The organism is Nonomuraea sp. NPDC004580 (assembly GCF_040609855.1).
GTDB classification, from domain to species: Bacteria; Actinomycetota; Actinomycetes; order Streptosporangiales; family Streptosporangiaceae; genus Nonomuraea; species Nonomuraea salmonea.
In genome coordinates this window covers 1-12890 of the sequence record NZ_JBEXLH010000084.1, presented here as the reverse complement: position 1 = coordinate 12890, position 12890 = coordinate 1, and the positions used below count along the sequence as shown (strand labels likewise).

Below are 12890 nucleotides of genomic sequence, written 5' to 3'. Positions count from 1 at the left end.
CGTGGACGTGCTGTCTCCGCTCGCGCAGCGGCTCCGCGACCTGATCGAAGGCCGCGCTGACGACCCCACCCGCTGGCCCGAGGTGCCTCGGTTGAGCGTCGGCCTCGTGGGGATGGGCAGCGGGGCGGTCCACGCCACCGGGCCGGCGCCTTATGCGCTCGACGAGCGGACCAGGGAGAAGCTGGTCGAGCCGGCGCGGGAGCTGGTCGGGTTCATGCTGTCGAAGACGTACGGGTGGCCCGCCGTGCTGGTGGCGGCCGGGCTGGCGGGCATGGACGCCGACGTGCGGGCCGCACTCGCCGGGCAGCACGGGCCGATCGCGGTCGCCGAGATCGACCTGGTGCTCGGCTGGGAGGTGGAGCTGCGGGCGCTGTTCGCCGAGACCCCCATGCAGGACGGCCAGCCGGTGCCCGTCCCGATCGAGTGGATCGGCGGGTTGCCGGGATATGTGGGCTGCGCCCGTACGGCGCTGGAGATGGCGCGCGATCGTGCCGTGGCGATCCACGCGGGTGAGATCCCCTACCGGGCGGAGAAGGCGTTCGACGACAGTGAGAGGCAGACGCTCGGCAGGGCCGTGCGGCTGGCGCTCCTGCGCGACGAGAGCTGGCTGCCCGAGCTGCTCGACGAGCTGGTCCGCCGCATCGCGGTGGCGCCCACCCAGGCGAAGACGCTGCCGTCGCAGAAGCTGCTGTTCGAGATCGCCCGCGCGGCGGAGGAACATCCGACCCCCGAGGTGATCTCCGCGCTGCGCACCGCCCGCCGCATCACCCGGCACGGCGGGGTGCCGATGCAGCTCGACCGCAAGTTCAAGCGCATGGAGCCGGCGCTGGCCGACCGGCTGGAGGTGGCGTTCAGGATCCCCGACGGGCGGGTGCGGCAGGAGTTCGGCGAGCACACGGCGGTGATCTCGACGGACGGCGGGGTCGAGCTGTCGTGGTGGCACGGGTCCAAGAAGCTGCGGTCGGTCCCGGCCGCGGTCAGGCGTGAGCATCCCGACGAGGTCAAGCGGCTGCGCGAGCTGGCCAAGCTCACCCAGCAGCAGCAGGCGACGCTCGCCAGGGCGCTGGAGGCCGGCTACACGGGCGCGACGGCGCCGCCGTACCGGCAGCTCGAAGGGCATCCGGTCGCCGAGCGGCTGATCTGGGAGTTCGAGGTCGCGCCCGGCGTGTGGCGGGCCGAGCTGGGGATGCACGTCCCCGACGTGCCGGTGCGGCTGTGGCATCCGGCCAGGGCGTCGGTGGCGGAGGTGCGCGGCTGGCGGGAGGTGGTGCAGGACAAGGAGCTGCGCCAGCCGTTCAAGCAGGCCTTCCGCGAGATCTACCTGCTGACGCCCGCCGAGGAGGCGTCCGGCTCGCACTCCAGCCGGTTCGAGGGGCAGGTGGTGCACTACCGGCGGCTGCGGGCGCTGTTCAAGGATCGGGGCTGGGCGTCCAAGTTCCAGGGGCATGGGGTGGAGGACTGCGACGCGCACCGCGTCATGGCGGGCGGTGAGTGGCGGGCGACGCTGGAGCACTACCTGGCGGACGAGGTCCACGCCGACATCGGACGGGCGAGCTTCCAGCGCAGGAGCGGCGGCGTTTGGCGTGACGTGCCGCTGAGGGAGGTGCCGCCGCTGGTGTTCAGCGAGGGGATGCGCGACATCGACCTGTTCGTGGGCGTCGCCTCCATCACCCTCGATCCGCAGTGGGCCGGTCAGGGGACCGACCGGCTGCGCGACCACTGGGCGGCCGGGCCTTTCGCGCCGCTGACGCCCTCCGCCGAGGTGCGCAAGGACGCGCTGGCCCGCCTCATCGGGCGCACGGCCATCGCCGACCGGTGCACGCTCACCGACCGCTATCTGGTGGTACGCGGTGACCTGCACACGTACAAGATCCACCTCGGGTCGGCGAACATCCTCATGGAGCCCAACGACGCCTACCTCTGCATCGTCTCCGCGCGCGGTTTCCAGCCGGGGCTGTTCCTGCCGTTCGAGGAGGACGGGCGGCTGGCGCTCATCCTCAGCAAGGCGTTCCTGCTGGCCGATGACACCGCGATCACCGACCCCTCCATCACCCGTCAGCTGTCGGGCTAGGGTGAGGGCGTGTGGTACGTGCTCGGCGCCGTCGCGGTGCTCGCCCTTCTTGCGGTCGCCGCGCGGCGGGCTCTCGTCGTCGTGCGGGTGAGCGGCGTGAGCATGGCGCCGACGTTCCGTCCTGGTGACCGGGTGCTGGTACGCAGGACCGCGGCGGTGCGGCGCGGCCAGGTGGTGGTGTTCGAGTCGACGCGGCCCACGGGGTGGGGCACGGGGCCTCCTGCGCCGCCCTGGGCGATCAAGCGGGTGACCGCGGTGCCGGGCGACCCGGTGCCCGGTGACGTGGCGGAGGCGGCCAAGGCGCGGCCCGGCGATCGCGTGCCGGAAGGGGCGCTCGTGGTCGTCGGCGACGGCACGTCGACCGCGGATTCGCGGGTCTACGGCTACCTGCCGGCCGACCGGGTGCTCGGCGTGGTCGTGCGGTGGCTGTCCCCCGATCCGGAATCGCCCGGTCCGTCGTCTCCTGAGGTGTCGGATGGTGCGCTCTCGTAGCCGGTGGCCTGCAGGGTGAACAGGCGGGCGTACTCGCCGTCCAGCGCCATGAGCTCGTCGTGCGTGCCGCGTTCCGCGATCCGCCCTTCGCTCAGCACCACGATGAGGTCGGCGGAGCGTACGGTGCCGAGCCGGTGTGAGATGAGCACGCTCGTCCGGTCGCCCCGGTAGGTGCGCAGGCTGGTGTGCACCTCGTGCTCGGCCTGGGCGTCGAGGCCGGAGCTGGGCTCGTCCAGGATGAGCAGGTCCTGGCGCTGCCGCAGGAACGCGCGGGCCAGCGCCAGGCGCTGCCACTGCCCGCCCGACAGGGAGACGCCCGACTGGTCGTCCCGGTCGCCGAAGAGGCGGCTGAGCATGGTGTCGTAGCCACGCGGCAGCGCGGCGATCGTGTCGTGGACGCCCGCGCGCCTGGCCGAGTCGCGGATCCGGTCCGACCCCGCCGTGAGGTCGCCGAGCATGATGTTCTCGGCGGCGGTGAGGTCGTAGTCCATGTAGTCCTGGAAGACCGCGCCGATCCTGGCCCGCAGGTCGGCGGGGCTCGCGTCGCGCAGGTCCACGCCGTCCCAGGTGATGCGGCCCTTGCTCGGGTCGTACATCCGGCACAGCAGCTTGACCAGCGTGCTCTTGCCCGCGCCGTTCACCCCGACGAGGGCGACCGTCCGGCCCGAGGGGATGAACAGATCGACCCCGCGCAGGATCCAGGGGTGCTCGTCGCTGTAGCGGAACCACACGTCGCGCAGCTCGATGCCCTGGCGCAGCGCGGGCAGCGCGGCGGGCTCGCGTGGCACCGGCAGGTCGGGCTCGGCCGCGACCACGTCCGTGTAGTGGCCGAACATCAGCAGCGCGTTGTGCACGTCCGCCCAATGGCCGACGATCGCGGTCAGCGCCGCCTGGACGCCCGCGACCGCCGCGACGAAGACCGTCACGTCGCCCACGCTGATGCTCCCGGAGGCGGCGCTGATGATCGCCCACAGCAGGCCGCCGGCCGCCACGACGCTGCCGAGCAGCGCCATCGCGCCCTGGCTGCGCAGGGCGCGGCGGTCGACGTCGCGTTCGGCCCGGTTGATGCCGCGCACCTCGTCGAGCATCCTGGTACGCAGGTAGTCGCCCAGCCCGAACAGCCGCACCTCCTTGGCCGCCTCCGGCCGGGTGAGCAGGTCGCCGAAGAAGACCTGGCGCCGCATGGCGGGCGTGATGTCGTACATGACCTCGGCGCGCCTGCGGCTCAGGATGAGCTCGATGCGGGCCGAGGGCAGCGCGGCGACCACGATGACGGCGATCATGAGCGGGTTGACGGCCGCCAGGCTCGCGGCGAAGCCGGCGAGCGTGATGATCGCCTGGCCGATCGCCAGCGCGCCGATGACCAGGCGGTCGGGGGCGTTGTGACTCGCGTCGTACGCCAGCCGGAGCGTGTCGTGGAAGGCCGGCGTCTCGAAGCGGCTCAGCCCAGGATGGCGGTTGACCGCCCGGAACAGCCGGTCGTAGATGAGCACCCGCAGCGACCTGCGCAGCTGCGCCTTGGCGTAGTCGGCCAGGTGCGGCAGCACGATGACGGCCAGCCCCGCGACGGCGAGCCCGGCGGCCGACGGGGCGAGCGCGGCGAACCCGTCGCCCCTGACCAGCCCGTCGAGGACCAGCTTGGTCAGCCAGGCGGTCGCGACCGGGGCCACGCCGGTGAGCACGCCGAGCACGGCCGCGCCCGCGGCGGCCGCCGGGTGGGCGGCCCAGGCGAGGGCGGCGGCGACGCGGATGCGTCCGAGCAGGGGGTTCGCCATGCCGGATCAGACGTTCGCGGGGATGGGGAGCTCGTCCGTGGAGTGCGCGGAGGCCGTCACGGTGCCCTCGGCGTCCACGAGGTAGAAGCCCGGGAACGGGGGACGGCCGAAGGCGGCGTACAGGGAGCCGTCGCGCTCCTCGGTCACCACCGTCGCCACATCCTCAAGTGCGGCCGTGAAGGTCTGCTCCTTAGGGCCGCCGCCCACCACCAGCGCCACGACGCGGTCGCGGCCCAGGTGGCGGACCCGTTCGGCGAACACGGGCAGGTGTTCGTCGCAGGCGGAGCAGTCGGTGGAGAACATGCCGACGACGGTCGCCGCTGATGTGAACGTGACGGGCGCGGTGAAGCCCGCCAGCTTGGTGCCCGGCGGGGTGAAGGCGGGTGGCGCGGTGACGTGCTTCAGGACGTCCGCGTGCGCGCGCAGGCGGCGGATCACGGCCAGGAGCAGGAACAGGTTGACGGCGCTCAGCACGCCGACGAAGACGACGGCGGCCATGAGGAAGGACATCGGCGACCCTTACGGTGTGTGTAGCGTCATTTCGCCGTGAACAGGTCGGCGAGGTCGTCGGTGAAGACGGCGAACAGCGCGATCAGGCCGCCGGCGGCGATCGCCAGCACGGCACCCGCGAGCTGCGGCTGCGGGCCGGCGTACGAGGTCGCGAGGCCGGTGCAGGCCACGGCGATCAGGGCGAGGTTGCGTACGAGGTGCCTGCGGCCCAGCGGCGCCGACGAGGCGCCGAAGCAGTTGCAGGACGCCCGGGAGCCCGCGCGGAGCGCGTGCCATATCCCGAGGGAGAAGGCCAGGAGCACGGCGCCGGCCAGGGCCAGCCCGGCCGGCGCCGTGAACTCCGTCGTCAGCAGCAGCACCGTCGCGGCTTCGAGGGCGACCACCGTGGCGGGCACCGTGGCGGGCACCGTGGCCGGCACCCGGCCCCGCGGCAGCGGGACGAGCGCCGGCACCGACCGTCGGAACGCCTCGAAGGCCGCACGCCCGCGTACCTTGCCCGCCACCGCCACCAGGAAGACGATCCCCAGCGTGCAGCGGGCGGCCAGCGCGACGTACTCCATGCTGCCGGTCCGGTCTTGCTAGCGGCAGTAGGTCTTGCCGGCGTAGATGCAGCAGCGCATGCCGGTGTCGGTCCACCAGCAGGGCTCGGCCTCGGCGGTGGTGGTGGGCAGGAACCTGCTGAGCAGGCGGTCGCTCAGCTCGTTGAGTGCACGGAACACAGGGGTCCTCCTTGTAGTGCGCGCCGACGTACGCGATTTGGGTGATCAGCGCCGACACCTGGACAATAGCCACGGATGATCAACTGACATAAGCAGTCAGGGCCGACAGCAACCTGCCGTGCCCGGCAGCTTGTTGTCACTCGTCCATCGGGAGCCACATGAGCCTCAGCAGTCTCGGACTGACCGAATTCGAGGAGTGCGTGTACCGGGACCTCCTGAGCGGCCACGAGACGGCGTCGGACGGCGTGCCCGCCGCGCTGCAGCGGCTCGCGGCGCTCGGCCTCGTGCGCTTCGACGCGGCCGGCCGCCCCGTCGCCGTCGAGCCGGAGATCGGCGTCAGCCGGCTGATCCGGCGCCGGCTCCTGGAGACGCACGCGCAGCAGCGGCGCATCTCGGCGGCGTGGGAGGCGGTGCACCTGCTGAGCGCGCGGCAGCGCGGGCGGGGTCGTACGGTGACGATCGAGCAGATCGACGGCGCCGACCGGGTCGCCGAACGCATCCGCTCCCTGGCGCTCGACGCCCAGGAGGTGCTGGCCATGCACCTGTGCGTCGACCTGCGGGGGCTCGGCGAGACCACCCGCCGCCGCACGATCGTCTCCAGGAAGAGCGTGCTGGAGCAGGCATTCCTGGACCACTGCCGCGCCCTGCACCGCTCGGGCGACCACCACCGGCTGGTGGACGACGACGGTCAGCAGCTGGTGATCGTCGACCGCGCGGTGGTCTTCGTCCCCAGCGAGCCAGGCGGTGACAGCGCCTTGATGATCTCGCAGGCGGGCGTGGTGGCGGCGATGACGGACCTGTTCGAACGCGTCTGGTCGCACGCCCAGGACCTCGAGCCCTGCCCCGCTCCCGGGCTCACCCCCCGGGAGCGCCGGGTGCTGTACCTGCTGGCCAGCACCCGTAAGGACGAGGTGGCGGCCAGGGAGATGGGGGTGAGCCTGCGGACGTACCGGCGGCACGTGGCCGCGTTGTTGGAACGCCTGGGCGCCGCGAACCGCTTTCAGGGCGCCCTCCTCGCCAAGCAACAGGGCTGGATCTGACCGGCTCAACGCGAGCCTGCCGAGGGACGTGAGGCGGAGGGTGGAGTGGCCCGCTTGGCCCGTACCGGTGGAGGGCGCGGCCGTCCAGGCGGCCTAGCCCCCGACCAGATGGCCGGACCTGGGGAGGTCGAGGGCGGGGTCACGGTGGAGGACGCTCTGGAGGAGGCGGCGCAGCCCCGGGCCTGGCTCGATGCCGAGCTCGTCGGCCAGGGTGCGGCGGGTCTCGCGGTAGACCTCGATCGCCTCCGAGGGCCGCGAGGCCCGGTACAGCGCGAGCATGAGCTGGGCGCGCGGGCGTTCGCGCAGCGGGTGGGCCTCGATGTGGGCCATCAGCGCGGGCACGACCTCGTGGTGCTCGCCCGCCGCCAGCCGTACGTCGACGTGCTTCTCCAGGACGGTCAGGCGTTCGGCCTCAAGGCGGGCGGACTCGGCCTGCGCCCAGGGATCGGTCATGCCGGACAGCGCGTCACCTCGCCATAAGGCGAGCGCCTCGCGGTACAGCCGGTCGGCGGCGGCGAGGTCACCGTCGCGGTGGGCGGAGCGGGCCTCGGCGGTCAGGAATGTGAAGCGGTGGGCGTCGACGGACTCGGGCGGCAGGTCGAGCCGGTAACCGCCGGGCACGGTCACGATGACCTGCGGGGGCAGCGCGTCGCGCAGTTTGGACACGACGATGTGAAGCTGCTTGCCCGCGGTCGCCGCGGCGCCGTCCGCCCAGACCTGTCCCCGCAGCCGCTCGGCCGGGACGGCCTGTCCCGCGTTCAGCGCCAGCTTCGTCAGGACGGCGACCCGTCGCTTGCCGATCAGCGTGGCGGGTTCGCCGTCGGCCGTGACCTCGCACGGCCCCAGAATGTTGATCTCCAGCCCCATAGAGTCCCCCTGTGGATGTCGGGGATACCCGCTCCCCCTTGCAGCGGGTATCCACACGATCACCACCATAGGGACGTACCGGGCGGAGTACTGTCCGGCGAACGCCCTACACCTGGTCGTTCAGCTCGGCGAGCGTGATGAGCCCGTCGTCGAGCGCCCGGCTCACCAGGTCGCTCTTCGTACGGGCGGCGCGCCCCACGTTCGCGTACTTGACGCGGACCCGCGTGATGTAGGTGTCGACGGTCTTGACGCCGATGTTGAGCTTGGCCGCGACCAGTTCCTTCGAGGACGAGACGAACCACGCCCGCAGCACCTCCGCCTCCCGCTGCGACAGCCGCGGCCGCTCGGCGGAGGTGTCGGCGATGAACGCCCCGGACAGCGACGGCGTCGTGTACGCCTCGCCGCGCGCGGCCGCCTGGATGGCCGGCACCAGGTGCTCGGGCCCCTCCCGCTTGGTCAGGTACGCCAGCGCGCCCAGATCGACGCACTTGATGGCGATGCTGTCCTCGATGTGCTGGGAGTACACGATCACCCGCCGGCCGCTGTCCACCAGCCGGCGCAGCTCCCCGAAGTCGGGCAGGCCGGGCACCAGCTCGAGATCGAAGATCACGACGTCGGCGTCGGCGCCCGGCCCCGTCCAGACCTCGGCGAGCCGGTCGCCCGCGTCGATGAGCCGGATCGGCGGTACGGCGGCGGCGCACCAGACGCCGACCCCCACGGCGATGGCCGCGTGGTCGTCCACGATGACGGCGGTGATCACGCGGTCGCCGGCTGCCATGTGGCCTCCATCCAGATCAGGTCACCGTGCTGCAGGGCTTCGACGAGGACGCCGTCCGGCGCGGGCCGCCTCGCTCCCGCCGATCCGGTACGCACGAAAGCCTAACCACCGCAGGCACGAAGCGGCGATCTTGAAGGAGATCAGCCGGCCGCGCGGTCCCCGGCCGGGCGGCGGCGCAGGGCGGGGTCGGTCAGCGGGGCGGGGCTCCAGAGGCCGACCGGGTGGTAGACGTTCGTGCCGGGCGGCACCAGCTCGTCGATCCGGTCGAGCACGGCGTCGTCGAGCACCAGCGAGGCGCCCTTCAGCAGGCCCTCTAGCTGCTCCATCGTGCGCGGCCCGAGGATGACCGAGGTGACCGCCGGGTGCGCGGCGGCGAAGGCGATCGCCAGCTCGGGCAGCGTGCGGCCGAGCTCGTCCGCCAGCTTCACCAGCTCTTCGACGACCTCCAGCTTGGCCGCGTTGACCGGGATGGACGGGTCGAACCGCTGCGGCGCCTGCGCGGCGCGGCCCCGCGACAGGTCGATCTCCTGCCCCTTGCGGTAGCGGCCGGTCAGGAAACCCCAGCCCAGCGGGCTGTAGGTGAGCACGCCCATGCCGAGCCGCTGCGCCGTCGGCAGCACGTCCCCCTCGATGCCGCGGGCCAGGATGTTGTACGGCGGCTGCTCGGTGCGGAACCGGTACAGCCCGCGCTGCCTGGCCACGTGGTACGCCTCGACCGTCTCGTGCGCGGGGAAGGCCGAGCTGCCGAAGGCGCGGATCTTGCCCTGGCGTACGAGGTCGGTCAGCGAGGCCAGGGTCTCCTCGATGTCCGTCCTGTGGTCGGGACGGTGGATCTGGTACAGGTCGATCCAGTCCGTGCCGAGCCGCCGCAGGCTCGCCTCCACCTCGCGGACGATCCACCGCCGCGAGTTGCCGCCCCTGTTGGGCCCCTCCCCCATCGGGAAGTGCACCTTCGTCGCCAGCACCACGTCGTCCCGCCGGCCGCGCAGCGCCTTGCCCACGATCTCCTCGGACTCGCCCGCCGAGTACATGTCGGCGGTGTCGACGAAGTTGATGCCGTGGTCGAGCGCTTTGTGGATGATGCGGATGCTGTCGTCGTGGTCGGGGTTGCCGGCCGCGCCGAACATCATCGTGCCGAGGCAGTAGGCACTGACCTCCATGCCGGTGCCGCCGAGAATGCGATATCTCATACTTCGCGACCGTAGATCTTAGAGCCGACTCTAAGTCAAACTGACGGGATGTCAGGTCTGAGCATCGGCCAGGTCGCCGAGCGCACCGGTCTCAGCACCCACACGTTGCGCTTCTACGAGCGCGAGGGACTGCTGGCCCAGCCGGTACGGCGGGGCAGCGCCGGGCACCGCGTCTACAGCGAGGACGACGTCGACTGGCTGGGCGTCTGCATCAGGCTGCGGGCCTCCGGCATGCCCCTGACCGACATCCGGCGCTACACCGACCTGGTCAGGGCGGGCCAGGGGAACGAGGCGGAACGGCTGGAGGTGCTCCGCCGGCATCGGGAACGGGTGCTCGCGCAGATGCACGAGCTGGACGAGTGCCTCAAGCTGATCACTCACAAGGTCGGCGTGTACGAGAGCCGCCTCGGGTTGCGGGACGACGTCGTGGAGTGCGTTCAGTAGCCGCGGTACTTCTTGCCGCGGTCGTCGGACTTCCCGGCCCAGCAGGTGAACGTGTAGACCTTCTCGATCGAACGTGATCGGCGCCACCTCCCGCCGGGCGATGAGCCGGCGGGAGGTGAGCAGGGGCCGAGATGACGGTCAGTCCAGCCAGCGGCCGGTGCCGTGGACCGTGACTTCCAAGAGTTCTGCTGGGTTGTCCGGGTCCGGGTAGTAGATGACCATGGTGGTGCCCGCCGGGAGCAGCAGTTTGACGGCCTGGATGCAGCCGGCCACCTCCTGCCGCCGCGCGTCCGGTCCCGTGCCCTCGATCGGGACCGCGTCGCACACCCCGCCGGGGTTGTTCATCACCAGCCGCAGCGTGTTGTCCCGCAGCGCCACCTCCTTGGTGGCGACCCGGTACGCGAGCTGCGTCTCCAGATGCAGGGCGGGCGGCGGGACGGGGACGCCGAACTCCCGCCGGTACAGCAGGTCGAGCCGCTGTTCCAGGGCTCGCAGGTCGTCGTGGAGCCCGCTCTCGACGGTGTAGTCCGCCCACGCGCCGAGGTCGTCGGCCGGGGGCAGGGTCGCGATCGGCAGGCCGTCGGCGTCGAGCACGCGTCCCGACGAGTCGACGATGTAACCCTGGTTGTTGAGCTGCTTGATCGTCCGGCTCACGTCCTTGAGCTGCTCGGCGGTCTCCGCGTACGGGCAGTCACCGCCGTCCCTGACGCACCCGACGGGCAGGATGCGCAGCAGCGACATCGCGAGGTCGGTCTCGTAGATCGCCGAGATGACCGCGCGGTCGAGGATGTTCTCCTGCAGGTACATGGTGCCCAGGATCGAGTTGTACTCGGCGAAGCGCAGGTCCGGGTCGACCATCGACTCGACGAACGTCCCCTTCCACTGGCTCGAGTACTCGTTCCAGTTGGGGTCCTCGGTCAGGTCCATGACTCCGGCGATGCAGTCCCTGAACTTCTTCGTCGCGCCGCCGAGGCTGCTCGCGGGCGCCTTCTTGCACTTGCCCACGATGCTCCACTGGGACATGGCGTTGAGCAGGTCCAGCGCGGTCAGGCCCATGTACTCCTCGGCGAGCCGATGGGTCTCGCTCTCCCGGTCGGAGATCCCGCGCTTCGCCCACCAGAACAGCGGGCTCATGACGACCGACAGGCACGCGTCGAGCGCCTTGCCGACGAACTGCTTCCTGCAGGCGTCGGCGCGCTCACCGGCGTAGCCGGCCGGGTCGTTGAGCGGCCCCTTGGGGTCGTCGAGCAGGTCCTCCACGTACTGGTTGCAGTCGTTGTACGTGGGCAGGCCGTTCTCGGGCCCCCACTTGCAGTGCCCGTACCACTCGGCCTTGATCGTGTCGAGCTTGTCCTTGGCCTCGTTCCTGTAGTGCTCGAACACCTCGGCGGCGATGCGGGCCGCCTCCGACGCGCTGTTGCCCGCCCGGATCTGCGCGTCGTACGCGGTGTCGTACGCGGCGAACGCCCTGGCCGCGTCCTGCGCCGCCGAGACGGCCGAGGCGCGCGCCCAGCGGGCGGAGAGCGAGGCCCGCCCGGCCGACTCCTGCGCCTGCTTGGTCGCGGCGGCGGCGGTGCGGACGGCCTGCGCGGCGCGTTCCGCCGACTGGGCGGCGTCCTGCGCGGCGGCCACGGCGTCGGTCGCGTGTTCGCGTGCCCGGCCGGCCGCCTGGGTCGCGGCGGTCGAGTAGCCGATGGCCTCTTCCGCCGCCCCGCGCGCCTGCGCGGCGGCGGCCTGCGCGGTGCGCGCGAAGTCGACGGCCTGCTCCGCGATCTTCGAGGTCTCGATCATCAGGGAGGTGGCGACGAAGTTGTGGGTCGCGGTCGCGTGGTCGCGCTGCGCCGCGCGGTGCCGCTCCACCTCCAGGAACTCGACCTGCATCGCGGTCGTGCCGGCCAGCGCCACCCTGGCGCCGTTGCGGACCTCGGTGCCGTTGGCGTCATCGCCCGCGATGGCGGCGACCTTGGCGCGGACGTCGATCGCGTGCGCGGTGTTGTACGTCACGTCAAGGAACGTGCGCAGCGCATCCGGGTCCTCGGAGCGCAGGGCGGTGTTGGCCGCCTCCGCGGTCTCCGTGTCGCCGGCCTCGACGGCTTCCCCGCGGATCCGGCCGACCCGCACCCGGTCCTCGGCGGCGCGCTCGGGATAGTCCGGGTTCTCCAGGAACGCGACGACGTCACGCCACCCGCCGTCGAGTGCCCGCTCGGCGGCCGCCCTCATGGCGGGGCTGCGCGTGACCGAGAGCCCGGTCAGCGTCGCACGGTCGTCCTGCTCCTCGGCGGCGGCGAGCCCGCTCTTGACGAACTCGACGACGCGGGCGTCGTCGTCCTCACCGAGCGCGGCCATGGCGGCGGAGCTGGTCCACGACCCCGGCACCGTCGCGAAATAGCGGGCCACCTGCCGCGCCTTGCCGGCCGCCACCGCGAGGTCGGCCCCCTCCGAGGCGCCCTCCGAGGCGCCCTCCGAGGCGCCCTCCGCCGTGGTTTCCGCCGTGACTTCCGCGATCAGCGCGTCGATCTCCGGCGTGTGATAACGCTTCATCGGTACGTCGAAGCCGCGGGCGTCCTGCAGCCTGGCCTTGGCCGCCTGCTCGGTGACGTGCCGGGCGAAGGACAGCTCCAGCTCGTACTCGCTCCTGATGCGTTCCTCGTCCGCCTCGCGCGCCGCCTTGTAGACGTCCTGGGCCGTCTCGGCGGCGTCCAGCGCGTCCTCGGCCGCCTTGAAGGCGTTGTTCGCGTGCTCGGTCGCCAGCTCGGCGGCGTTGACGGCGGAGCCCGCGTGGCCGGCCGCGCTCGCGGCGGCGCGCGCCGACTGCTCCGCGTACGACACCGCGCGGGTCGCCGCGTCCCTCGCCTTGCCGGCCGCGTCCTGGGCGACGTTCGCGTGGCGTACGGTCTCGGCGGTGGCGGCCTTCGCCCGTTCCGCGTCGGCCCTGGCCCGGGACGCCGCCGCGAGCGCGGCCTTAGCCTCGGCGCTGGACACCCCCGCGTACTGGGCGGCGGCC

Annotated in this window: 12 protein-coding genes; 4 read left to right on the top strand and 8 right to left on the bottom strand. The window is 72.2% G+C overall.

The annotated features are described in order from the left end of the window. The first annotated feature begins 1 nt into the window (after position 1). Complete coding sequence (locus ABZW11_RS42470) at positions 2-2071, top strand: DUF4132 domain-containing protein (RefSeq protein ID WP_355430894.1); 2070 nt, start codon at positions 2-4, stop codon at positions 2069-2071. Positions 2072-2080: 9 nt separating this feature from the next. Further along, the gene (locus tag ABZW11_RS42465) at positions 2081-2563 is read left to right on the top strand and encodes a S26 family signal peptidase (protein WP_355430891.1); all 483 of its coding nucleotides are present in this window, start codon (positions 2081-2083) and stop codon (positions 2561-2563) included. Here the strand turns inward: ABZW11_RS42465 and ABZW11_RS42460 are convergent. From ABZW11_RS42460 to ABZW11_RS42445, 4 genes are read right to left on the bottom strand one after another with little or no spacing between them, the layout of a single operon-like run. After that, positions 2455-4338 (bottom strand): ABC transporter ATP-binding protein, encoded by a 1884-nt coding sequence (locus ABZW11_RS42460; RefSeq protein WP_355430888.1) that lies wholly within the window; start codon positions 4336-4338, stop codon positions 2455-2457. The two genes, ABZW11_RS42465 and ABZW11_RS42460, sit on opposite strands and share 109 nt — an antisense overlap. 6 nt (positions 4339-4344) lie before the next feature. Beyond that, positions 4345-4848 carry a hypothetical protein gene (locus ABZW11_RS42455; RefSeq protein WP_355430884.1) on the bottom strand — a complete coding sequence of 168 codons (504 nt, stop codon included), beginning with the start codon at positions 4846-4848 and terminating at the stop codon, positions 4345-4347. A gap of 26 nt (positions 4849-4874) precedes the next feature. Next, positions 4875-5408: a MauE/DoxX family redox-associated membrane protein gene (locus ABZW11_RS42450; RefSeq protein ID WP_355430881.1), complete on the bottom strand. Its 534-nt coding sequence runs from the start codon at positions 5406-5408 to the stop codon at positions 4875-4877. 18 nt (positions 5409-5426) lie between these two features. Beyond that, positions 5427-5567, bottom strand: a complete 141-nt coding sequence (locus tag ABZW11_RS42445; protein WP_345390760.1) for a hypothetical protein — start codon at positions 5565-5567, stop codon at positions 5427-5429. Positions 5568-5725: 158 nt separating this feature from the next. Here ABZW11_RS42445 and ABZW11_RS42440 point away from each other — a divergent pair, with 158 nt between their 5' ends. Beyond that, on the top strand, positions 5726-6607 hold the full coding sequence (locus ABZW11_RS42440; protein WP_355430878.1) for a LuxR C-terminal-related transcriptional regulator: 882 nt from the start codon (positions 5726-5728) through the stop codon (positions 6605-6607). A 93-nt stretch (positions 6608-6700) separates the two neighbouring features. On the opposite strand, the gene ABZW11_RS42435 is transcribed toward ABZW11_RS42440, so the two are convergent. The 3 genes from ABZW11_RS42435 to ABZW11_RS42425 all read right to left on the bottom strand — a co-directional run bounded on the left by ABZW11_RS42435 (position 6701) and on the right by ABZW11_RS42425 (position 9442). Then, positions 6701-7474, bottom strand: coding sequence for an AfsR/SARP family transcriptional regulator (locus ABZW11_RS42435; RefSeq protein ID WP_355430875.1), 774 nt, complete (start codon positions 7472-7474; stop codon positions 6701-6703). A gap of 106 nt (positions 7475-7580) precedes the next feature. Beyond that, positions 7581-8252: a response regulator transcription factor gene (locus ABZW11_RS42430; RefSeq protein WP_355430872.1), complete on the bottom strand. Its 672-nt coding sequence runs from the start codon at positions 8250-8252 to the stop codon at positions 7581-7583. Positions 8253-8392: 140 nt separating this feature from the next. Then, entirely contained in the window at positions 8393-9442 is a 1050-nt protein-coding gene (locus ABZW11_RS42425; protein ID WP_355430869.1) for an aldo/keto reductase, read from the bottom strand. Positions 9443-9490: 48 nt separating this feature from the next. On the opposite strand from ABZW11_RS42425, the gene ABZW11_RS42420 reads away from it, so the two are divergent. Further along, on the top strand, positions 9491-9886 hold the full coding sequence (locus ABZW11_RS42420; RefSeq protein WP_355430866.1) for a MerR family transcriptional regulator: 396 nt from the start codon (positions 9491-9493) through the stop codon (positions 9884-9886). 138 nt (positions 9887-10024) lie between these two features. On the opposite strand, the gene ABZW11_RS42415 is transcribed toward ABZW11_RS42420, so the two are convergent. Beyond that, positions 10025-12890: hypothetical protein (locus ABZW11_RS42415; protein ID WP_355430863.1), on the bottom strand; the 2866-nt coding region annotated here is incomplete at its 5' end.

Bases quoted from the DNA above. Each gene is read 5' to 3' on its own strand.
- ABZW11_RS42460 (WP_355430888.1), bottom strand. From the start codon at position 4,338: ATGGCGAACCCCCTGCTCGGACGCATCCGCGTCGCCGCCGCCCTCGCC.
- ABZW11_RS42455 (WP_355430884.1), bottom strand. From the start codon at position 4,848: ATGTCCTTCCTCATGGCCGCCGTCGTCTTCGTCGGCGTGCTGAGCGCC.
- ABZW11_RS42450 (WP_355430881.1), bottom strand. From the start codon at position 5,408: ATGGAGTACGTCGCGCTGGCCGCCCGCTGCACGCTGGGGATCGTCTTC.
- ABZW11_RS42440 (WP_355430878.1), top strand. From the start codon at position 5,726: ATGAGCCTCAGCAGTCTCGGACTGACCGAATTCGAGGAGTGCGTGTAC.
- ABZW11_RS42435 (WP_355430875.1), bottom strand. From the start codon at position 7,474: ATGGGGCTGGAGATCAACATTCTGGGGCCGTGCGAGGTCACGGCCGAC.
- ABZW11_RS42430 (WP_355430872.1), bottom strand. From the start codon at position 8,252: ATGGCAGCCGGCGACCGCGTGATCACCGCCGTCATCGTGGACGACCAC.
- ABZW11_RS42425 (WP_355430869.1), bottom strand. From the start codon at position 9,442: ATGAGATATCGCATTCTCGGCGGCACCGGCATGGAGGTCAGTGCCTAC.
- ABZW11_RS42420 (WP_355430866.1), top strand. From the start codon at position 9,491: ATGTCAGGTCTGAGCATCGGCCAGGTCGCCGAGCGCACCGGTCTCAGC.